General features: G+C 70.6%; 21 protein-coding genes and 2 pseudogenes. 10 read left to right on the forward strand and 13 right to left on the reverse strand.

The features are described 5' to 3' along the window. Positions 1-2 precede the first annotated feature (2 nt). From AB0937_RS23690 to AB0937_RS23705, 4 genes are all read right to left on the reverse strand, one after another. Positions 3-398, reverse strand: a complete 396-nt coding sequence (locus AB0937_RS23690) for a hypothetical protein (protein WP_366714181.1) — start codon at positions 396-398, stop codon at positions 3-5. Positions 399-551: 153 nt separating this feature from the next. Further along, positions 552-1,106: a hypothetical protein gene (locus AB0937_RS23695; RefSeq protein WP_366714182.1), complete on the reverse strand. Its 555-nt coding sequence runs from the start codon at positions 1,104-1,106 to the stop codon at positions 552-554. Positions 1,107-1,214: 108 nt separating this feature from the next. Then, the gene (locus tag AB0937_RS23700; RefSeq protein WP_366714183.1) at positions 1,215-1,721 is read right to left on the reverse strand and encodes a hypothetical protein; all 507 of its coding nucleotides are present in this window, start codon (positions 1,719-1,721) and stop codon (positions 1,215-1,217) included. 93 nt (positions 1,722-1,814) lie between these two features. Next, entirely contained in the window at positions 1,815-3,416 is a 1,602-nt protein-coding gene (locus tag AB0937_RS23705; RefSeq protein ID WP_366714251.1) for a family 20 glycosylhydrolase, read from the reverse strand. A gap of 290 nt (positions 3,417-3,706) precedes the next feature. On the opposite strand from AB0937_RS23705, the gene AB0937_RS23710 reads away from it, so the two are divergent. The 6 genes from AB0937_RS23710 to AB0937_RS23735 all read left to right on the forward strand — a co-directional run bounded on the left by AB0937_RS23710 (position 3,707) and on the right by AB0937_RS23735 (position 8,595). After that, entirely contained in the window at positions 3,707-4,180 is a 474-nt protein-coding gene (locus AB0937_RS23710) for a 2-oxo-4-hydroxy-4-carboxy-5-ureidoimidazoline decarboxylase (protein WP_366714184.1), read from the forward strand. A gap of 219 nt (positions 4,181-4,399) precedes the next feature. Beyond that, positions 4,400-4,780, forward strand: a complete 381-nt coding sequence (gene sdhC / locus AB0937_RS23715) for a succinate dehydrogenase, cytochrome b556 subunit (protein ID WP_010047075.1) — start codon at positions 4,400-4,402, stop codon at positions 4,778-4,780. Positions 4,781-4,785: 5 nt separating this feature from the next. Next, a complete protein-coding gene (locus AB0937_RS23720) occupies positions 4,786-5,268 on the forward strand; it encodes a succinate dehydrogenase hydrophobic membrane anchor subunit (RefSeq protein WP_033311431.1) in 483 nt (160 codons plus the stop codon). Between the two features lie 19 nt (positions 5,269-5,287). Continuing rightward, positions 5,288-7,042: a succinate dehydrogenase flavoprotein subunit gene (gene sdhA / locus AB0937_RS23725; RefSeq protein ID WP_366714185.1), complete on the forward strand. Its 1,755-nt coding sequence runs from the start codon at positions 5,288-5,290 to the stop codon at positions 7,040-7,042. Continuing rightward, positions 7,042-7,821, forward strand: coding sequence for a succinate dehydrogenase iron-sulfur subunit (locus AB0937_RS23730; protein WP_358278032.1), 780 nt, complete (start codon positions 7,042-7,044; stop codon positions 7,819-7,821). Before sdhA ends, AB0937_RS23730 begins: the two co-directional genes overlap by 1 nt. Positions 7,822-7,974: 153 nt before the next feature. After that, a complete protein-coding gene (locus AB0937_RS23735; protein ID WP_366714186.1) occupies positions 7,975-8,595 on the forward strand; it encodes a Uma2 family endonuclease in 621 nt (206 codons plus the stop codon). A gap of 155 nt (positions 8,596-8,750) precedes the next feature. On the opposite strand, the pseudogene AB0937_RS23740 reads toward AB0937_RS23735, so the two are convergent. Then, positions 8,751-9,647: pseudogene (locus AB0937_RS23740) on the reverse strand (hypothetical protein); the annotation flags it as partial. Positions 9,648-10,032: 385 nt separating this feature from the next. On the opposite strand from AB0937_RS23740, the gene AB0937_RS23745 reads away from it, so the two are divergent. From AB0937_RS23745 to AB0937_RS23755, 3 genes are read left to right on the forward strand one after another with little or no spacing between them, the layout of a single operon-like run. After that, positions 10,033-10,440 (forward strand): hypothetical protein, encoded by a 408-nt coding sequence (locus AB0937_RS23745; RefSeq protein WP_366714187.1) that lies wholly within the window; start codon positions 10,033-10,035, stop codon positions 10,438-10,440. A 42-nt stretch (positions 10,441-10,482) separates the two neighbouring features. Beyond that, positions 10,483-10,977 (forward strand): DCC1-like thiol-disulfide oxidoreductase family protein, encoded by a 495-nt coding sequence (locus tag AB0937_RS23750; RefSeq protein WP_366714252.1) that lies wholly within the window; start codon positions 10,483-10,485, stop codon positions 10,975-10,977. Positions 10,978-11,009: 32 nt separating this feature from the next. Beyond that, complete coding sequence (locus AB0937_RS23755) at positions 11,010-11,756, forward strand: TetR family transcriptional regulator (protein WP_366714188.1); 747 nt, start codon at positions 11,010-11,012, stop codon at positions 11,754-11,756. Between the two features lie 15 nt (positions 11,757-11,771). On the opposite strand, the pseudogene AB0937_RS23760 reads toward AB0937_RS23755, so the two are convergent. From AB0937_RS23760 to AB0937_RS23775, 4 genes and pseudogenes are all read right to left on the reverse strand, one after another. Then, positions 11,772-12,005, reverse strand: a pseudogene (locus AB0937_RS23760) (peptide-binding protein); the annotation flags it as partial. After that, complete coding sequence (locus tag AB0937_RS23765) at positions 11,975-12,154, reverse strand: hypothetical protein (RefSeq protein WP_366714257.1); 180 nt, start codon at positions 12,152-12,154, stop codon at positions 11,975-11,977. The gene AB0937_RS23765 and the pseudogene AB0937_RS23760, both read right to left, overlap by 31 nt. 176 nt (positions 12,155-12,330) lie before the next feature. Beyond that, on the reverse strand, positions 12,331-13,875 hold the full coding sequence (locus AB0937_RS23770; protein WP_366714189.1) for a metallophosphoesterase: 1,545 nt from the start codon (positions 13,873-13,875) through the stop codon (positions 12,331-12,333). A 23-nt stretch (positions 13,876-13,898) separates the two neighbouring features. Continuing rightward, positions 13,899-14,138: an SCO4848 family membrane protein gene (locus tag AB0937_RS23775; protein ID WP_003992504.1), complete on the reverse strand. Its 240-nt coding sequence runs from the start codon at positions 14,136-14,138 to the stop codon at positions 13,899-13,901. A gap of 91 nt (positions 14,139-14,229) precedes the next feature. Here AB0937_RS23775 and AB0937_RS23780 point away from each other — a divergent pair, with 91 nt between their 5' ends. Continuing rightward, positions 14,230-15,537, forward strand: a complete 1,308-nt coding sequence (locus AB0937_RS23780; protein ID WP_366714190.1) for a D-alanyl-D-alanine carboxypeptidase — start codon at positions 14,230-14,232, stop codon at positions 15,535-15,537. Here the strand turns inward: AB0937_RS23780 and AB0937_RS23785 are convergent. The 4 genes from AB0937_RS23785 to AB0937_RS23800 all read right to left on the reverse strand — a co-directional run bounded on the left by AB0937_RS23785 (position 15,485) and on the right by AB0937_RS23800 (position 18,336). Continuing rightward, on the reverse strand, positions 15,485-16,402 hold the full coding sequence (locus tag AB0937_RS23785; RefSeq protein WP_366714191.1) for a YihY/virulence factor BrkB family protein: 918 nt from the start codon (positions 16,400-16,402) through the stop codon (positions 15,485-15,487). The genes AB0937_RS23780 and AB0937_RS23785 overlap by 53 nt on opposite strands. Then, positions 16,390-16,794, reverse strand: a complete 405-nt coding sequence (locus AB0937_RS23790; protein ID WP_366714253.1) for a GtrA family protein — start codon at positions 16,792-16,794, stop codon at positions 16,390-16,392. The genes AB0937_RS23785 and AB0937_RS23790 overlap by 13 nt, the downstream gene beginning before the upstream one ends. Before the next feature lie 83 nt (positions 16,795-16,877). Continuing rightward, the gene (locus AB0937_RS23795) at positions 16,878-17,822 is read right to left on the reverse strand and encodes a decaprenyl-phosphate phosphoribosyltransferase (RefSeq protein WP_366714192.1); all 945 of its coding nucleotides are present in this window, start codon (positions 17,820-17,822) and stop codon (positions 16,878-16,880) included. Further along, the gene (locus AB0937_RS23800) at positions 17,815-18,336 is read right to left on the reverse strand and encodes a phosphatase PAP2 family protein (protein WP_366714193.1); all 522 of its coding nucleotides are present in this window, start codon (positions 18,334-18,336) and stop codon (positions 17,815-17,817) included. Before AB0937_RS23800 ends, AB0937_RS23795 begins: the two co-directional genes overlap by 8 nt. Positions 18,337-18,458: the final 122 nt, after the last annotated feature.

Raw genomic sequence — 18,458 nt, forward strand, 5'->3', positions numbered from 1 at the left:
CGCTAACGCCGGGGCGCGGTGGTCATCGCGTCCCGGCACAGCAGCCGCAGCGATCCATGGCCGCCGTAGCAGCGGCGGGCCTCGTCGATGGGGTCCCACAGGCGCCCGTCGGGGGTACGGATCCAGTGGTCGCCGCCGGTCGCCCACCACTCGGCGCCGGCCTGACGCGCCATCACCTCACCGGCGTACGCGCCGAAGCCGCGCAGCACCTGCTGGACGGCGGCGTCGGGCGCCCCCTCCCGCCGTATCCCCTCGATCATCCGGTCGACGCTCCACAGGCTCTGCGCCGAGTAGTCGAGGTGCAGCCGTGCCCCCTCGCGCATCGTCGCCACCGTGTCCGCCGCCCATCGCAGCGGCTTCGCAGCCGCCGATGGCCTGGTCTCCGCTTGAGTCGTCACACCCGGGAAAGCGCTGGGGCGAAGCGTTTCGTCACCCGGAATCGGGGACTTCCCCGAAGCGGCGCAGGACCACCCCACCTCGCCCAAGGGACAGTCACAGGACTCTTCCAGGAACGGGGTTTAGGCCGGTCGGGCACCTGGGGCCCGCTTCCCTCAGCCCTGTTGCCGGCTGCGGCGGGACACCACCGCGCGCAGCACCCGCCGCCCCTCGACCGACACCTCCAGGGCCCGGCGCAGCCCGGCCGGACCGTGTCCGGCCAGGACCTCCAGGACGGTGACCTGGCGGCGCAGTTCCGCGGCGACGAGGGGCGACATGCCGTCCGTACGCCCTTCGCGGCGGGAGTCCACGGACGCGGCCTCGTCCTCGGCGGTGTCGAGGAGCCGGTGGATCTGGAGGGAGGCCACGGAGCAGGCGTCGGCCCACACCCGGACCGCGGCGGCGGACCGCTCGGCGGGGGCGGCCTCGAGCATCCGGTGGGCGAGCGCGACCGCCTCGTCCTCGGTGCCGTCAGCGTCCAGTTTGCCGCGCGCCTGCTCCAGCCGCTCGCCCCACTCCTCGGCACCGGCGCCGTCGCTGAGACTCGCCCAGACCGGCCTGAGGATCTCGTCGTCACCGCCCAGCAGGGGCACGCACCGATCCAAACAAGCCAGCCCGCTCGCGGTCAGCCCGCGCTCGTCGGCCTGTGCGATCAACTCCACCAGGCTCATCCACGTCTCCCTCCGCGGGCCTTCTCCGGGGCCCGGCCAGGCCGCTGCCAGCCGTCACCCCTCACGGAACCCGCACCTCCCCTTACTGCGCGCAACGGCCCCGGAGTGTCACAGGGGCACCACGCCCAGCCTGTCGAGGAAGCGGAACAAGAGGTTTTCGGCCAGGGGATCAGGGTCTGAGGTCAGTACGTCCACCAGCGCGTCGGCGTTCACCTCGCGCCCGGCCTCCGCGGCCCAGCGCACCGCCCGCTCGGCGGCGTCGCCGGGCTCCAGGAAGTAGTCCTCCAGCGTGAGGCCCTCCTGGTCCGGCCCCAGGTACCCGGCCATCGCGGAGCGGGCGAGACAGGTGGTCCACACCCCGCTCTGCGGGGCCGCGGCCTCCAGCACCACGCACTCGCTGTTCATGACGTAACCGAAGAGCGCGGGCGCCCCGGTCTCCCGGGCGAGGGCGTTCATGTTCCCGATGTCGCCGTCACTGCTCGGGTACTCCCACACCTGCCATCCGCCCGGCGCCGAGGCGCGCTGCGTGAGGCCGTCCCCGGCCCCCGCCAGCGCGTCCAGCTCCGGCAGCGGCCGCTCCCCGCGGCCCACGACGAAATATCCCCAGTAGCCCATGACCCGGTTCCCCCCGGCATATTCGATGCTGCTCGCGAGAAGACCACCACAGTCGTACGGGAGTTCGCAGGCGTATGGGCCAATTCGTGCCGGTCAGCCGAGCCTGTCCGCCAGCGCCCGGAACTGCGCCCAGGACAGCTCGGGCTCGCCCGGGTCCCACAGCTTCTGGACGGTCGCCCGCAGCGGCATCCGGATCCCGGCCGCCACCTGCTCCTGCGTCTGGGAGTCCGCGAGGTCGCACCACACCGCGAAGGACCCGCCGAGGATCTGGCCGTCGTAGCGCGCGGGCACGGCCGCGGTGCCGCGCAGCACCCGTGGCGTCCACTGCTCGTAGATCCGCTGCCCCGTCGGGTAGACGAAGGTCTGCGGCTCGCCGAGGACGTAGTACAGGAACTCGTCGTTGTAGTTGATCACCTTGCGGCCCGCCTGGAGGTACTCCAGGGGCGCCCGGGCGCCGATCTCCTTGCCGGTCCAGTAGGCGACCTGGATGTCCTCGGCGGGCTCGACGGACGTGCCGCGGAAGAAGCCGTCGTTCCAGGCGCGCGGGGTGCGCTGGTGTTCGCGGACGGTGGCGGCCCGGTCGTTGAGCCATCCGGTGGTGAGGTCGGCGACCGTGGCGCCGGAGCCGTACTTCTTCTGCGCGGCTTCGGCCAGCTGCGGGAACGTCGCCTCCGGGTCGGAGCGGACCAGCGCCTGGTACTCGTCGGCCCCGAGGTGCCAGGGCTTGCCGGGGAAGAGCTCCGCGTACTCGTTCAGCAGCTCGTCGACGATCTCGGCACTCTCGGGCTTGGAGATGTCGATGGCGCCCTGCACCGCCGACCCCTGTGCGGTGCGCAGCTGCAGGTCGGGGTGGGCCCGGAGGACCGCGCCCAGGTGGCCGGGCGAGTCGATCTCGGGCACGACGGTGATGTGCCGGCTCTCCGCGAGGTCGACGATCTTCCGCACCTGCGCCTTGGTCAGATGCGGCTGGGACACGATCTCCGGCTGCGTGTCGGACTCGATCCGGAATCCCTGGTCGTCGGAGAAGTGCAGCCCCAGCTGGTTGAACTTGAGGTCGCCCAGTTCCCGGACGCGGTCCTCGATCCAGTCCGCCGTGAAGTTCTTGCGCGCGATGTCCAGCATGAATCCGCGCTGCGGCTTGGCCGGTTCGTCCTTCACGACGCCCTCGGGGGCCGTGCCGCCGTCGTGGGTCTCCTGCTTGAGCGTGCGGGTGCCGTAGAAGACCCCCGTGTCGGTGGGGCCGACGATCTCCACCCGCCCGTCGCGCACGGTCATCACGTACGACTCCGGGTTCGCCCCCTTGCCGTCGTTCAGCGCCAGCCGCAGGTCCCCGGCCTTCGTGTCGCCCCTCTCGCCCGCGTACGTCATGCCGAGTTCGCCGGCGACCAGCCGTCCCTCGTCGGCCAGCGCGGGGTCGTCCACGACCACCCTGTTGCCCTTCTCGGGGCGCCAGCCCGGGCCGCGCGCCGGCTCGTGGTCGCGCACGGCGGGGATGGTGCGGGGCGCCTCGGACAGGGGGTAGGAGCGGGTCGGGCCGGGGGTGGGGGCCGCTTCCGGCGCCCTGTCCGGGGGTGCCGCCGCCGTGGCCCCCCGAGACGATCTCGCCTCCTGGCCCGTGGACCCGGCGTCACCCCCCGAGGCCGCCCAGAGCCCGAGACTCACCCCGGCCGCGACCACGACCAGGGCTACCGCCATGGCCACGACCAGCACCTGCCGCTGTTTCCCCTGCTTCGCCGAAGTCCGGCGCCTGTGCTGACTCACCCAGCCAACCTAAAACCCGGCGCGGGATGGCGCGCGTCCACCACGCGCGCCGAAACTCTCCCTCCCGGGTGAAATTCAGGCATCCTTCGGACACGTCATGGTCGTACTCGGTAGCGTGACGTCACATCTCTCACAACTTGTCCTGCCGACACACGTGACGCCCACAAGGACCCACGCTGCCCGCGCACCGTCTCCCAGATCTCCCCGGCCGACTCGCCATACCGGTGGAGCACTTCAACGCAGCCTCCGAGGAGTACCTGGAGCAGGCCCTCCTCTCCTGCCTGCGCAGCCTCCGCTGGTCCCGGCGCGTCGCGGCACACCGCCCCTACCCGGACCTGGACTCCCTGCTGGCCGCGGCGGACGAGGCGGCCTACGACCTGACCTGGCCGGAGCTCACGGACGCGCTGGCGGCCGAGCATCTGCCCACGCTCCCGCCCGACACCTACTCCGCGGCCCACACCGCCCTGAGCGCGGCCCACGCCGCCTACGAGGCCCGCTTCGGGCACGTGTTCGTCATCTGCCTGGACGGCGTGTCACCCGCCGAGACCCTGGACCGGCTCCTGGAGGCCATCCGGTCACGATTGACGAACGATCCGGAGGAGGAGCGGGCCGTGACGGCGGACGAACTCCGGCGGCTCGCGAGGGAACGGTTGATCAGCGCCCTGAGGGGCGCGGGGAACTGCGCGATCAACCACTGACGGCCCGCACCCCGGCGCCCCCGGGCACCCCCACCCCTCTGGCGGCACTAGCCCACCAGTACCTCTTTGCGTGCCAGTTTGATCACACCCCGGGACCCCGGCGCAGCCCAGCCGCAGCGCCTCGCTACGATGCTGGGGGCCGGTGGACCGTACCCGGCCGGGCCCGACCGACACACCAAGCCGGCGCGGCCCCAATCCCCGCTCCCGGAGGAAACTTCCGTGCCGGCTGGAACGCTGTACCGCGGCCGGGAAGGAATGTGGTCCTGGGTGGCTCACCGAGTCACCGGCGTCCTCATCTTCTTCTTCCTGTTCGTTCACGTGCTGGACACCGCCCTCGTCCGCGTGTCCCCTGAGGCCTACGACAACGTCGTGGCCACGTACAAGACGCCGATCGTCGCGCTGCTGGAGTACGGCCTCGTCGCCGCCATCCTCTTCCACGCGCTCAACGGTCTGCGCGTCATCGCCGTCGACTTCTGGATCAAGGGCGCCCGGTACCAGAAGCAGATGCTCTGGACCGTCGTAGCCCTGTGGGTCGTGCTGATGCTCGGGGCGATCTACCCCGTCCTCGGCCACGCCGCTCGTGAACTCTTCGGGAGCTGACGCCAATGTCCACGTCTGAGAAGACCGCCGCCGGCGTCGGCCCCGTCGAGGGCGGCGCCGTCTACACCGTCGACAACCCGGCGCCCTTCATCGAGGCACCGCGCCAGCGGACCAAGAAGACCCCGAAGAGCACCCGGGGCAACTTCGAGCTGGCCGCCTGGCTCTTCATGCGCCTGTCGGGCGTCGTGCTGGTCGTCCTGGTCCTCGGCCACCTGCTGATCCAGCTCGTGCTGGACGGCGGCGTCTCCAAGATCGGCTTCGCCTTCGTGGCGGGCCGCTGGGCGTCCCCGTTCTGGCAGGTCTGGGACCTGCTGATGCTGTGGCTCGCCATGCTGCACGGCGCCAACGGCCTGCGCACGGTCATCAACGACTACGCGGAGCGCGCGAACACCCGGCTGTGGCTCAAGGGCCTGCTCTACACCGCCACGGTGTTCACCATCCTGCTGGGCACGCTGGTGATCTTCACCTTCGACCCGAACATCCGCTAGGCACGGGGCTGCGAGAATCATGAAGATCCACAAGTACGACACCGTCATCGTCGGCGCCGGTGGCGCGGGCATGCGCGCGGCCATCGAGTCCACGAAGCGCAGCCGCACCGCCGTGCTGACCAAGCTGTACCCCACCCGCTCCCACACGGGCGCCGCGCAGGGCGGCATGGCCGCCGCGCTCGCCAACGTGGAGGAGGACAACTGGGAGTGGCACACCTTCGACACGGTCAAGGGCGGTGACTACCTGGTCGACCAGGACGCCGCCGAGATCCTGGCGAAGGAGGCCATCGACTCGGTCCTCGACCTGGAGAAGATGGGCCTGCCGTTCAACCGGACGCCCAACGGCACGATCGACCAGCGCCGCTTCGGCGGTCACAGCCGGAACCACGGCGAGGCCCCGGTCCGCCGCTCCTGCTACGCGGCCGACCGCACCGGCCACATGATCCTCCAGACGCTGTACCAGAACTGCGTCAAGGAGGGCGTGGAGTTCTACAACGAGTTCTACGTCCTGGACCAGCTGATCACCGAGGTCGACGGCGTCAAGAAGTCGGCGGGCGTCGTGGCGTACGAACTCGCCACCGGCGAGATCCACGTCTTCCAGGCGAAGTCCGTGGTCTACGCGTCCGGCGGCTGCGGCAAGTTCTTCAAGGTGACGTCCAACGCGCACACGCTGACCGGTGACGGCCAGGCGGCCGTCTACCGCCGCGGGCTGCCGCTGGAGGACATGGAGTTCTTCCAGTTCCACCCGACCGGCATCTGGCGCATGGGCATCCTGCTGACGGAGGGCGCCCGTGGTGAGGGCGGCATCCTCCGCAACAAGGACGGCGAGCGCTTCATGGAGAAGTACGCGCCGGTCATGAAGGATCTCGCGTCCCGTGACGTCGTGTCCCGCTCCATCTACACGGAGATCCGTGAGGGCCGCGGCTGCGGCCCCGAGGGCGACCACGTCTACCTGGACCTCACGCACCTCCCGCCGGAGCAGCTGGACGCCAAGCTCCCGGACATCACGGAGTTCGCGCGCACCTACCTCGGCATCGAGCCCTACACGGACCCGATCCCGATCCAGCCGACGGCCCACTACGCGATGGGCGGCATCCCGACGAACGTCGAGGGTGAGGTCCTGGCGGACAACACCACGGTCGTTCCCGGTCTGTACGCCGCGGGCGAGGTCGCCTGCGTCTCCGTGCACGGCGCCAACCGCCTCGGCACGAACTCGCTGCTGGACATCAACGTCTTCGGCAAGCGCGCGGGCATCGCCGCCGCCGAGTACGCGCAGAAGGCGGAGTTCGTCGAGCTGCCGGAGAACCCGGCGGAGCTCGTGATCGAGCAGGTGGAGCGGCTGCGCGACGCCACCGGCAACGAGCGGGTGGCGGACCTGCGGCGCGAGCTGCAGGAGACCATGGACGCCAACGTCATGGTGTTCCGCACCGAGCAGACCATCAAGACGGCGGTCGAGAAGATCGCGGAGCTGCGCGAGCGCTACAAGAACGTGGCGATCCAGGACAAGGGCAAGCGGTTCAACACGGACCTGCTGGAGGCCATCGAGCTGGGCAACCTGCTCGACCTCGCCGAGGTCATGGCGGTCTCCGCGCTCGCCCGCAAGGAGTCCCGCGGCGGTCACTACCGCGAGGACTACCCGAACCGCGACGACGTCAACTTCATGCGGCACACCATGGCGTACCGCGAGGTCGGCGCCGACGGCTCCGAAACCGTCCGTCTCGACTACAAGCCGGTCGTCCAGACCCGCTACCAGCCGATGGAGCGTAAGTACTGATGGCTACCCCCGTTCTGGACAAGGAAGACGCGGCCGGCAAGCCCGAGCCCGGTTTCGCCGACTCCCCCTACATCACGGTCACCTTCCGCATCCGCCGGTTCAACCCGGAGATCGCGGCGGAGGCGGTGTGGGAAGACTTCCAGGTGGAGATCGACCCCAAGGAGCGTGTCCTCGACGCCCTCCACAAGATCAAGTGGGACCTGGACGGCACGCTGACGTTCCGCCGTTCCTGCGCGCACGGCATCTGCGGCTCGGACGCCATGCGGATCAACGGCAAGAACCGCCTTGCCTGCAAGACGCTGATCAAGGACATCAACCCCGAGAAGCCGATCACGGTCGAGGCCATAAAGGGCCTCACGGTCCTGAAGGACCTCGTGGTCGACATGGAGCCGTTCTTCCAGGCGTACCGCGACGTCATGCCCTTCCTCATCACGAAGGACACGAACGAGCCGACGCGTGAGCGTTTCCAGACGGCCGAGGACCGCGAGCGCTTCGACGACACGACGAAGTGCATCCTCTGCGCGGCCTGCACCACCTCGTGCCCGGTCTTCTGGAACGACGGCCAGTACTTCGGCCCGGCCGCCATCGTCAACGCGCACCGCTTCATCTTCGACTCGCGTGACGAGGCGGGCGAGCAGCGCCTGGAGATCCTCAACGACCGCGACGGCGTGTGGCGCTGCCGCACGACGTTCAACTGCACGGACGCGTGCCCGCGCGGCATCGAGGTCACCAAGGCGATCGCGGAGGTGAAGCGAGCGCTGATCACGCGCCGCTTCTGAGCCTCGCAGGTTGCCGACGAGGGCCCCGTTTCCACTGGAGACGGGGCCCTCTGGCATATGCCACACGTTCGGGTGACCGAGTCCGGGACGGACACTGGGGGCGGCGTCCGACCTACGATGATGCTCTCGACACCAGTTCCCAGGAGGCACCTGATGTCCGCAGCTTCCGTCGAGCAGCCCTTCCACGACGAAGAGCCGGTCACCCTCACGACCATCGCCGACGAGATCATGGAGCGCCATCCGGGCTACCGCGTCGAGATCATCGGAGGCCATCTCCTCGTGACCCCGTCCCCTGACGGCGCCCATGCTCGCGCGCTGACCAAACTCATGCGTCCCTTCATGGCAGCCGACCTGGACGGAGGCGAAACCGAGGTCCTTCAGGGCGTCGGTCTTTGGCTGCCCATGGAGCCGGAGGACTACGCCATCCCCGACCTTGCGGTCGTGGACGCCGACTTCGAGGATCACCACGTCGAGAACAACGCCTACGACCCGGTCTGCTTCCGCCTCGTGCTGGAAGTCACCTCCACGAACTGGAAAAACGACCTGAAGACGAAGGTCGCCGCCTACGCCGAGGCCAACGTCCCGGTCTACGTCATCGTGGATCGCAAGCACCAACGCCTCCACGTCCTGACCGACCCGGTGGGAAACGGCTACGAGAGCCATCGCCCACACGCTCCCGGCGAGCTCGTCACCCTGCCCGACTCCATCGGCGCGAAGGTGACCCTCGACGTGGCGGAGATTCTCAAGGCCGGCCAGGCGAGAACGAGCGACTGAGTTCCGGCCCCTCGTCGTAGGGCTCCTGTGACTGATGTGGCAGTGAGTCCAGATGCGGTCGCTCATTACGATCCGATCGGCATGAGACGATCACGACGCACCCCTATCCGAAGCGGCGCCGGGAGCGCACGCACCGCTTCCGCAGCTTCCACGACCTCGCCGAGGTACAGCGTCGAGCCCGACAGTGAGTTCTCCAGCAGACGGTTACCATCGGCGTCGTAGACGTACGTCGTCTTCTTGCCGTCGTCCGTGATGGTGTCGAGCTTGTTCTCCGCCGTCCAGCTCAAGTTCTGCGTGGTGTCGGACAGGTCCCGGACTGTTGTGTTGCCCGCGGCGTCGTAGGTGTAGGCGCTGTCCTTGCCTGTGGGCGTGGAACTGATCCACGTCATCGTGTGCGGCTGGGACTTGTACAACGTCGTGCCACTGCCTGCGACCGTCTTGCCGTAACCGTAGGAGTAGGTGAGGTCCTTCGTCGCGTCCGCCGGATCGTGCTCCGTGAGTGTCGCCCGGTTGCCGAGCCAGTCAATGGTGAAGGACTGGTTGTAGGCCGTCGCGCCCGTGGCCAGCGTGGTGGATTCGGGTGCCGCGGCCGCGAGCGTCGACGCCAGGGAGCCGTCGGGGGCCGTCGTGTCCGATGCTTCGTCAGGAGCGTCGGCGACCGGGCCCGAGGAGAAGGCGTACGTGGTGCGGGGGCCCCAGGTCGTGCCGTTCGCAGACTTGCAGCCGGTGCCGCCACCGTTCGGTTCTGTCTTCGACGTCCAGGCGTGGGCCAGTTCGCCCATCACGTCATACGTGAAGCACTGGGTGTCCCACGTGCTACCCGCCGCCTCGCTGAGTTTGCGCGCGTTGGAGGTGATGGTGCCGGTCGCGTCGTAGGAGTAGTAGCTGTCCGTGATGCGGTGCGGGCCCGCCGTCTCGCGGTCCGCCACCGTGCGCTGAAGGCGGCCGGTGTGCGGATCCACGAAGTTGGTGGTCCATACGCGGTTCGGCTGCGCGCCCGAGACCGTGCGCAGCACCTCGCCGTAGGGCGAGTACGTGGCGTCGGCGGTGTACCCGCTCGGCCAGGGCCGTCTGCCGCTCGGGGGCGATCCGGCGGGGCGTGCGCACCGCGTAGCCGTTCAGCACGCGCTCGGTGCCCTCGGGCTGCACGAGCCCCTGGAAGACCTCCGGCGTACGGGCGTTGTACTCCGCTACCTCCTGGAACACCCGGCGCCGGATCAGTTCCCGTACGGTCAGCCGTTCTTCGGCGATCTCCAGCCCCCAGGCCGTGCGCCGCTCCCCCGCCGTCGTCTCGTCGACGAACGTCACGATTCCCATGCGGACGACAGTACGAGGCACCACTGACAATCCTCCCGGGCCCTTGTGTTGAACATGTTCAAAAGTAGGTCTAGAGTCATCCCCGACAGCGTTTTGAACGTGTTCAAGAAGGGTGGGGCAATGGACCGCACGGTCATCGCCTACGTCATCTACCTGCTGGTCAGCATCGGTCTGACCGTCTGGGTGGCCCGCACGCTCAGCCGGAACGGCAAGGTCTTCCTGGCCGACGTGCTGCACGGCAACGAGAAGCTCGCCGACGCCGTCAACCACCTCCTGGTGGTCGGCTTCTACCTCGTCAACCTCGGCTTCGTCGCGCTGTACCTGAGCGGCGACGGGACCATCACCGACGCGCGCGGCATCTTCGAGGCCCTGTCGACCAAGCTCGGCGTGGTGCTGCTGGTCCTCGGCGTGATGCACCTCGGCAACGTCTACGTGCTCAACCGGATCCGGCGCCGGGGCGCCATGGAACGGGAGCAGGTGCCGCCCGTGCCGCCGCAGGGCTGGGTCGCCCCGCAGCCGCAGGCCTGAGCGGAGACCCAGGTGAACGCGAACGGCACGAACGCCACCGGCATCCAGGCGGCCGCACCGGTCCGCCGGCTCACCGTCCTGTACGACGCCGAGTGCTCCTTGTGCGCGTTCCTGCGCGACTGGCTCCTGCGGCAGCCGAAGCTGGTGCCGCTGGAGCTGGTCCCGGCCGCCTCCGAGGAGGCCAGGCGGCGCTTCCCCGGCCTCGACCACGGCGCCACCCTCGACGAGATCACCGTCGTCGGCGACGCCGGGCAGGTCTACCGGGGACCCGCCGCCTGGGTGGTCACCCTGTGGGCGCTGCGCGAGCACCGGCCGCTCGCCCACCGGCTGAGCACCCCGGCCGGCGCCCGGCTCGCCAAGGGCGCGGTGCTCGCCGCCGCCAAGTGGCGCGGCGCGCAGTGGCACCGGGGACAGGCCGGCGGGGCGCAGTGGGGCGGCCAGGTGTACCGGCGCGCGGACGGCTGGTCGTACGACCCCGGCAGCGGCTGGAGCCACACCGCGCCGGGCTGCGCCGACGGCACCTGCGCCCCCCGGTAGCCGGACCCGCGCTGACGTTAGGCTCTCTTCCCGTGTCCGCGAAGAACGACGGCCCCGACGACGGCGCCCTCCCCACCAAGTCCGAGCAGACCCGCGCCCTGATCCTGGAGACGGCCATGCGGCTGTTCCAGGAGCGCGGCTACGACAAGACGACGATGCGGGCCATCGCCAAGGAGGCCGGGGTCTCCGTCGGCAACGCGTACTACTACTTCGCGGGCAAGGAGCACCTGATCCAGGGCTTCTACGACCGGATCGCCGCCGAGCACCAGGTGGCGGTCCGGGAGATCCTGGACCGGGAGCGCGACCTGGAGACCCGCCTCGCGGGGGTGCTGCGGGCCTGGCTCGACATCGCCGCGCCGTACCACGAGTTCGCGGTGCAGTTCTTCAAGAACGCCGCCGACCCGGACAGCCCGCTCAGCCCGTTCTCCCCCGAGTCGGAGCACGCGCGCGAGGAGGCCATCAGCGTCCACCGTGAGGTGCTCGCCGGGGCCACGAAGACCAAGGTCCCCGAGGAACTGCGGGACATCCTGCCCGAGTTGATGTGGCTGTCCCAGATGGGGCTCGTCCTGTACTGGATCTTCGACCGCACCGAGGGGCGCGAGCGCAGCTACCGGCTGGCCGAGCGCGGTGCCCGGCTCACCGCGCGGGGTGTCGCCCTGGCCCGCTTCCGGGTGCTCCGGCCGCTCGTGCGCGAGGTGCACGAGCTGTTCACGGAGTTCCTGCCGGGGATGACGAACGCCATCCCCGATCCGGCGGCCCGGCGGCGCACCGAGTCCTGAGGGCGGGCCGGGCCGTCAGAGCGCGGTGAGACTCCACAGGCGGAACACGCCCGTGCCGTCCGACAGGTACTGGCCGCCGCCGACGTCCTCGGAGGTGACGACGTACTCCTTGGCCTGCCACAGCGGCAGCACCGGCACGTCCTGGGCGACCGTCTGCTGCACCGAGCGGAAGTCCCGCTCGGCCTCGGTCCGCTCGGCGTAGCGCCGGCTGTCCTTGATCAGCCGGTCGACGGTCTTGTTGCTGTAGCCCCGGCGGGGTCGAGCGAGGTGACGCAGTCGGTCGTGCCGACCGTGATGGTCTTCCCGTCGCCCCTCGACGGCAGGAACTGCCAGGCGCCCACACCCGCGGCGGCCAGGACCAGCAGCACCGCGAGTGTCCGTATGCGAACCGATCGCATCGGCTTTGCCCTCCCCAGGCCCCTGAAGGCCCTTGTGCGTGTGCCGCACCCCTTTGCGGCGGGCTCACCCCATCACAGGATTTCGAGCAGGGGAAGGGAGATCTGACGAGTTGGGAAAGACCTTACCGATGGGCGGTTCGGTCCGGTTTCACAGTGTTCTCACAGGGTCCTGGCGGTCAGGCCCGCTTCGACGCGAGTTCGATGACGGTGATGTCCGAGGGTGCGCCGACCCGGGTGGGCGGGCCCCAGGCGCCGGCGCCGCGTGAGACGTAGAGCTGGGTGTCGCCGTAGCGGTCCAGGCCCGCGAGGGTGGGGTTGGCGCCGGCGGCGACGAGGTTGCCGGGCCACAGCTGGCCACCGTGGGTGTGGCCGGAGAGCTGGAGGTCGACGCCGTGCTCGACGGCGTCGTGGATCTGGACGGGCTGGTGGGCGAGCAGCACGCACGCGCGTGCGGTGTCCCGGTCGCCGAGCGCCCTCGCGAAGTCGGGGCCCTGGCCCTCGTCCTCGCCCGCGATGTCGTCGACCCCGGCCAGGTCGAAGTACGGCATCTCCCGGCGGGCGTTCTCCAGGGGGTCGATGCCCAGGCGGCGGACCTCCTCCACCCACTGTTCGGCGCCGGAGAAGTACTCGTGGTTGCCGGTGACGAAGTAGGACCCGTGACGTGCCCTCAGCTGCGCGAGCGGGGCCGCCGCGGGCCCGAGGTCCTTCACGCTGCCGTCGACCAGGTCGCCGACGACCGCGATCAGGTCGGGCTGGGTGCCGTTGATCGTGTCGACGACCTTCTGTGCGAAGCCGCGCCCCAGGACCGGGCCGAGGTGCACGTCGCTGACGACGGCGATCCGGTACCCGTGTGCGGCGCGCGGCAGCTTGGCCAGGGGCACGGTGACCCGCTTGACCTTCGGCCCGCGCAGCACACCGTAGGTGCCGTACCCCACGGTCCCGACGGCGGCGGCCGCCGCGGCTCCGGCGACGACCCGGGAGACGAACAGACGGCGGGAGGAACCGGCGGGGGTGGCGGTGCCGCTCGGGTCCGGGGTGGCACGGGGCTCCGGAGCGCCCTCGGGCGCGGCGGCGGAGGCGGGTGCTCCATCGGCATCGCCGGTCGCGGTCCCGGGCGCGGGGGCGGGGCCGCTGCCGTTCGCCTGCGGCGCGGCGGTCTCGGCCGTGGACGCGTCGGCGGCACGGTGGGGCCGCGAAGCGGCTGCGGGCGCCGTCGCCGAAGCGGTGGTTCCGGCGCCGCCCGCCCGCGAGCCGGCCGCGGGCACGGCGGTCGTGGTGGAGGCCGCGCCACCACCGCCGTTGGGCTGCGAGGCGCCCGCGGAGACGGAGACCGCGTCGCTGCCGTTCGTCTGCGGCGCGGTGGTGCCGCTCGTCTGCCGGGCCTGGTCCGTCCGTCTCGCCCGGTGTTCGAGGAAGCGGCGCAGGAGCGGGCGGACGAATTCACCGGCCACCACCGCCAGCAGCAGGTATATCGACAGGGCCAGCCACAGGAAGCCCGGCCAGGCGAGGGTCTGCTGGAGCCAGAAGGGGGCGCCGGAGCGCTCGGCGACCAGGGCGGTGATCGCGAGGGCCCAGCCGCCGGCGATGAGGACCGCGCCCGCCCGGCGGACGAGGCCCGGGCCGCTGGTCGTGTCGCGGAACAGGCGGCGCCACACGTACCAGTTGGCCGTCACGACGACGGCCAGCACCAGTACGGCCACGAGGACGAAAACGATGACCACGGTGTCGTGTCTCCCGATCGCCGCTATGACGTCCGGCGCAGTGCGCGCAGACCACGCAACCCGATGGCCCCGATGACCGTCCCCAATACGAAGGAGACGACGGCGAGCAGCAGGTGCACCCAGAAGTAGGCCGTGGGACGGCCGTCGTCGAAGGCGAGCCCGCTGCCGTCCTTGACCAGGTTCTTGACGAAAGTGATCCAGATGACCCAGCTCCACACCCCGAAGGCGAGCAGGAACCAGGAGACGGGGCGGCTGAGCTTCATGCACCCAGTATCGCCAGGACCTGTCCGGTTCCGTTCGCGGGGTGGGGCCGGAGGCGGGACTTCCCCCCGTACGGCATGTACGTTTCCGACCGTGCCCGCCCCGAAAGAGACCGTAAGGCGATCCCTGCTGGTCACCTCCGCCGTCCTGTCGTCCCTCGCCCTGGCCGCATCCGCCGCCGTCGCCGCCCCGAAGCCCTCGGGCAGCCCGTCGGCGAGCCCCTCGGTCACGCCCCCGGCGTCGATGTCGGGTGTGGGCGGTGCCCGGCTCGGCAGGCCCGGCACGCAGGTGAACCTGGCGAGCGGCGTGCCGGTACTGCCGAAGGACGTGACCGCCCGCTCCTGGATCGTCGCCGACGCCGAGTCCGGTGACGTCCTGGCCGCGCACAACGCGCACTGGCGCCTCGCCCCCGCCAGCACGCTGAAGATGCTGTTCGCGGACACGCTGCTGCCGAAGTTCCCGAGCGACACCAAGCACAAGGTCGTGCCCGCGGACCTGGCCGGCATCGGCGCGGGCTCCAGCATGGTCGGGATAAAGGAGGAGGAGACGTACACGGTCCACGACCTGTGGCTGGGCGTCTTCCTGCGCTCCGGCAACGACGCCGTGCACGTGCTGTCCGCCATGAACGGGGGCGTCGAGAACACCGTCAAGGCGATGAACGAGCACGCCGAGGAGCTCCAGGCCCTCGACACGCACGTCGTCAGCCCGGACGGCTATGACGCCGAGGGACAGGTCTCCTCCGCGTACGACCTGACGCTGTTCGCCCGCTCCGGGATGCAGAAGAAGGACTTCCGCGAGTACGCCTCGACGGTGCGGGCCAAGTTCCCCGGGGAGACCAAGAAGGGCAAGAAGGGCAAGAAGGTCCGCGAGTCCTTCGAGATCCAGAACACCAACCGGCTGCTGGCCGGTGACTCCGACGTGCCCGTCTACCAGGGCATCGCGGGCGTCAAGAACGGCAACACCACCAACGCCGGCGCCACCTTCACCGGCGTCGCCGAGCGCGGCGGCAAGGTGCTGCTGGTGACGGTGATGAACCCGGAGAAGCCCGAGCACAACGAGGTCTACAAGGAGACGGCCCGGCTGTTCGACTGGGGCTTCAAGGCGGCCGGGAAGGTGCAGCCGGTGGGTGAGCTGGTGCCGCCCAAGGGCGCCGCGCAGGGCGGTGCCCAGCCCGGCGCGAACCCCTCCGGCGAGGCCGGCGGCTCCGGGGACGGCGGCAGCGGCACGGCCGGGACCGGTTCGAAGCCGACGGCGAGCGCCCCGGCCGCGGACGGCTCCAGCGGCATCGGGACCGCGCTCGGCATCACGGGCGGGGTGCTGGTGCTGCTCGCGGGCGGCGCGTTCCTGATCAACCGCCGTTGGCCGCTGCCGGATCTGGTGCGCCGCCGCACTCGCCCGTGATCTCGGGGACTTCGTCCTCCTTGCTCTGCGTCGCCGTCCAGGCGGCGCAGAACAGCACCAGCTTCGAGGTGAAGTTGATCCACAGCAGCAGCGCGACCGGCACCCCGAACGCGCCGTACATGCTCTTCGCCGCCACACCCTGCAGATAGCCGCTGAGCAGCAGCTTCAGCAGTTCGAAGCCGATCGCGCCGGTCAGTGCCGCCACGAACAGGCGGTGGCGTGTCGGCTCGACGCCGGGCAGCAGTGTCAGCACGTAGAGCAGCAGCAGGAAGTTCGCCAGCACGGCGATCAGGAACGCGGCGACGTGCAGCAGGACCCCGCCCCAGCCGCCCTCGTCGATGCCGAGCTGCCGGGTGACCCAGCCGATCATCGCGGAGGCGATGGCGGAGGCGGCGATGGTGACCAGGAGCGCGCCGCCGAGGCCGACCAGGACACCGGCGTCCTTGACGTAGCGCAGGAGCGGGTTCTCCTCCTCGTCGGGCAGCTCCCACACGGCGCGCAGGCACTCGCGCATCGAGCCGGCCCAGCTGATGCCGGTGAAGAGCAGCAGCGCGCCCGCGATGAGGCCGATCGTGCCTGCGTTGTCCACCAGGTCGGCGATGTCCAGCTGGTCGGAGATGCCGGGAACCTGCTCGACGAGCTTGTCCCGCAGCTTCTCCTCCTGCTCCTTGCTGAGCGTGGCGGCGGCGATGGTGGCGGACACCGTCAGCAGCGGGAACAGCGCGACGAAACTCCTGAAGGTCATCGCGGCGGCCAGCCGCGGCCACTTCACACGGTCGAGCCGCTCGTACGACCGCCACACGTGGGTGATCATCAGCCGCTCCGACCACGGCCCGATCACCGGGAGCTTTTTCAGCCAGTCCATGATCCGACTCTGCCCTCCGCCCGGAACACCCATGTACGGGTACCCCAGAACCGCAGGACTGTGGCCAGCGCCATACCGACGACCGTGCCGGAGACGGTGTCCGCGCGCTGCGAGGTGAGGCCGAGGCCGTAGTGGCTGACGGCCAGGCAGAGCAGCTGGACGGCGGCTCCGGCGAGGTTCACCGCGAAGAACGCGCCGTAGGCCCGCAGGCCGGGGGTGCGGGCGGCGCGGTAGGTGCCGAGGGCGTTGCCCGCGTAGGCGACCGTGCAGGCGGCCAGGAAGGACAGGGACTTGGCGGTGAGCGGGTCGACTCCGGCGGGGCCGCGCAGCGCGGTGAACAGGGCGAGGTCGACGGCGTAGGCGAGGAGACCGACGGTGGCGAAGCCGAGCAGTTCCCGGCGGCGGGGGGCGCCGGGGCCCCGCCGCGCCCGGGCCCGGCGGCCGGGGGTGGCTGGGCCGCGCCACGCGCGTGCGGTCACCAATTCGCCACGGCCAGGCCGTACATCGCCACCCAGGCCACGCCGATGAGGGCGAGGGCCCGGTCGCGCAGGACGACGTCCTCGGGTTCGCCGGCCGTGCCGCGGTCGGCGAAGACGGCGTACCTGAGGACCGCCAGGATGAAGGCCACCATGGACAGTTGGCGCCACGGCAGCACGCTGGTGTGCGGGACGCCGCCCTCCTCCATGGCCCACAGACAGTAGCCGAGGACGGCGACACCGGCTGCGAGCTGCCAGACGAAGCGCAGGTATCCGGTGGTGTACTCGGTGAGCAACGCCCTTGTGGCGCCCGCTTTTCCGGCCATCTGGACGGCTTCCGAGTAGCGCTTGGCCGACACCATGAACAGCGCGCCGAAGCCGGTGGTGATCAGGAACCAGCGGGACAGCGGGATACCGAGGGCGAGTCCGCCGATCATGGCCCGCATCAGGAAGCCGGTGGTGACGACTGCGAGGTCGACGACCAGGACGTGCTTGAGGCTGATGCAATAGGCCAGTTGCATCGCGAGGTAGGCGGTCAGCAGGGCGGCGACGGCCGGGCCGCACAGCCAGGCCGCGGCGGCGGGCGCGAGGAGGCCGAGGCAGCCGCCGACGGCGTAGGCGACGGGTACGGGGACCTGCCCGGCGGCGACCGGGCGGTGCCGTTTGACGGGGTGGGCGCGGTCGGCGTCGGCGTCGCGGGCGTCGTTGACGAGGTAGACGGCGGCGGCGCAGGCGGTGAAGAGGAGGAAGACCAGGGCGAGTTGGATCAGGGCGTGGCGGGAGAAGAGTTCGCCGGCGGCGGCCGGGGCGGCGACCACGAGGACGTTCTTGACCCACTGCTTCGGGCGCGCGGTCTTGAGGAGACCGGCCAGGACACCGCCCTTGCGGGGTGGTGCGGGCCGCTCCTGGTGGGTGCGCTGCCGCAGTACGGCCGTCTCAGTCATGGTGGGCGCCTCCCCGCATCCAGCGGGCGCCGAGCCGGGCCGTGAGCGCGCCCAGGGCCGCACCCGCCGCCACGTCCGTGGGGAAGTGGACGCCGGCCACCAGCCGTGAGACGCACACCAGGCCGGCGAGCGGCGGGACCGCCTGTGCGCCCAGGGTGCCGAAGGCCACGGCGGCGGCCGCGGCGGAGGTGGCGTGCGAGCTGGGGAAGGAGTGCCGGCCGGCGGTGCGCACCAGGGGCTCGACGTGTGCGGGACGCGGCCGGCGCACGACCCGTTTCACCCCCATGCTGACCAGGTGCGCCCCGGCGGTGAGGGCGGTGCCGCGCAGCCAGGCGCCGCGTCGCCCACTGTCGACGGCGGCTCCGGCGAGCCCCGCCGCCAGCCACAGCGCCGCGTGTTCCCCCGCCCAGGACAGGGCACGGGCGGCGCCGGCGACGCGCGGGTCGGTGCCGCACTCCCTGAGCGCCGAAACGATCCGGTGGTCCATGTCGTGCAGGTCGTCGAGGTCGTCCATGTGGACTCACTGTTCACGCCCATCAGGCCTGAACTCCGGCAATATTGAGCGACATCCCATTAATCACCCATTTCGGGGAGGGATGCCATGTTCCCGAACTGATCGCTCACAGTGGGGCGATA

Source organism: Streptomyces sp. NPDC047880 (genome assembly GCF_040706515.1).
Classification (GTDB): domain Bacteria; phylum Actinomycetota; class Actinomycetes; order Streptomycetales; family Streptomycetaceae; genus Streptomyces.

Excerpts from the sequence above, each read along its gene's own strand:
- AB0937_RS23735 (WP_366714186.1), top strand. The coding sequence starts at position 7,975 with ATGTCCGCAGCTTCCGTCGAGCAGCCCTTCCACGACGAAGAGCCGGTC.
- AB0937_RS23765 (WP_366714257.1), bottom strand. The coding sequence starts at position 12,154 with ATGCGATCGGTTCGCATACGGACACTCGCGGTGCTGCTGGTCCTGGCC.
- AB0937_RS23795 (WP_366714192.1), bottom strand. The coding sequence starts at position 17,822 with ATGACTGAGACGGCCGTACTGCGGCAGCGCACCCACCAGGAGCGGCCC.
- AB0937_RS23785 (WP_366714191.1), bottom strand. The coding sequence starts at position 16,402 with ATGGACTGGCTGAAAAAGCTCCCGGTGATCGGGCCGTGGTCGGAGCGG.
- AB0937_RS23775 (WP_003992504.1), bottom strand. The coding sequence starts at position 14,138 with ATGAAGCTCAGCCGCCCCGTCTCCTGGTTCCTGCTCGCCTTCGGGGTG.
- AB0937_RS23800 (WP_366714193.1), bottom strand. The coding sequence starts at position 18,336 with ATGGACGACCTCGACGACCTGCACGACATGGACCACCGGATCGTTTCG.
- sdhA (WP_366714185.1), top strand. The coding sequence starts at position 5,288 with ATGAAGATCCACAAGTACGACACCGTCATCGTCGGCGCCGGTGGCGCG.
- AB0937_RS23705 (WP_366714251.1), bottom strand. The coding sequence starts at position 3,416 with ATGGCGGTAGCCCTGGTCGTGGTCGCGGCCGGGGTGAGTCTCGGGCTC.
- AB0937_RS23745 (WP_366714187.1), top strand. The coding sequence starts at position 10,033 with ATGGACCGCACGGTCATCGCCTACGTCATCTACCTGCTGGTCAGCATC.
- AB0937_RS23720 (WP_033311431.1), top strand. The coding sequence starts at position 4,786 with ATGTCCACGTCTGAGAAGACCGCCGCCGGCGTCGGCCCCGTCGAGGGC.
- AB0937_RS23700 (WP_366714183.1), bottom strand. The coding sequence starts at position 1,721 with ATGGGCTACTGGGGATATTTCGTCGTGGGCCGCGGGGAGCGGCCGCTG.
- AB0937_RS23730 (WP_358278032.1), top strand. The coding sequence starts at position 7,042 with ATGGCTACCCCCGTTCTGGACAAGGAAGACGCGGCCGGCAAGCCCGAG.
- AB0937_RS23695 (WP_366714182.1), bottom strand. The coding sequence starts at position 1,106 with ATGAGCCTGGTGGAGTTGATCGCACAGGCCGACGAGCGCGGGCTGACC.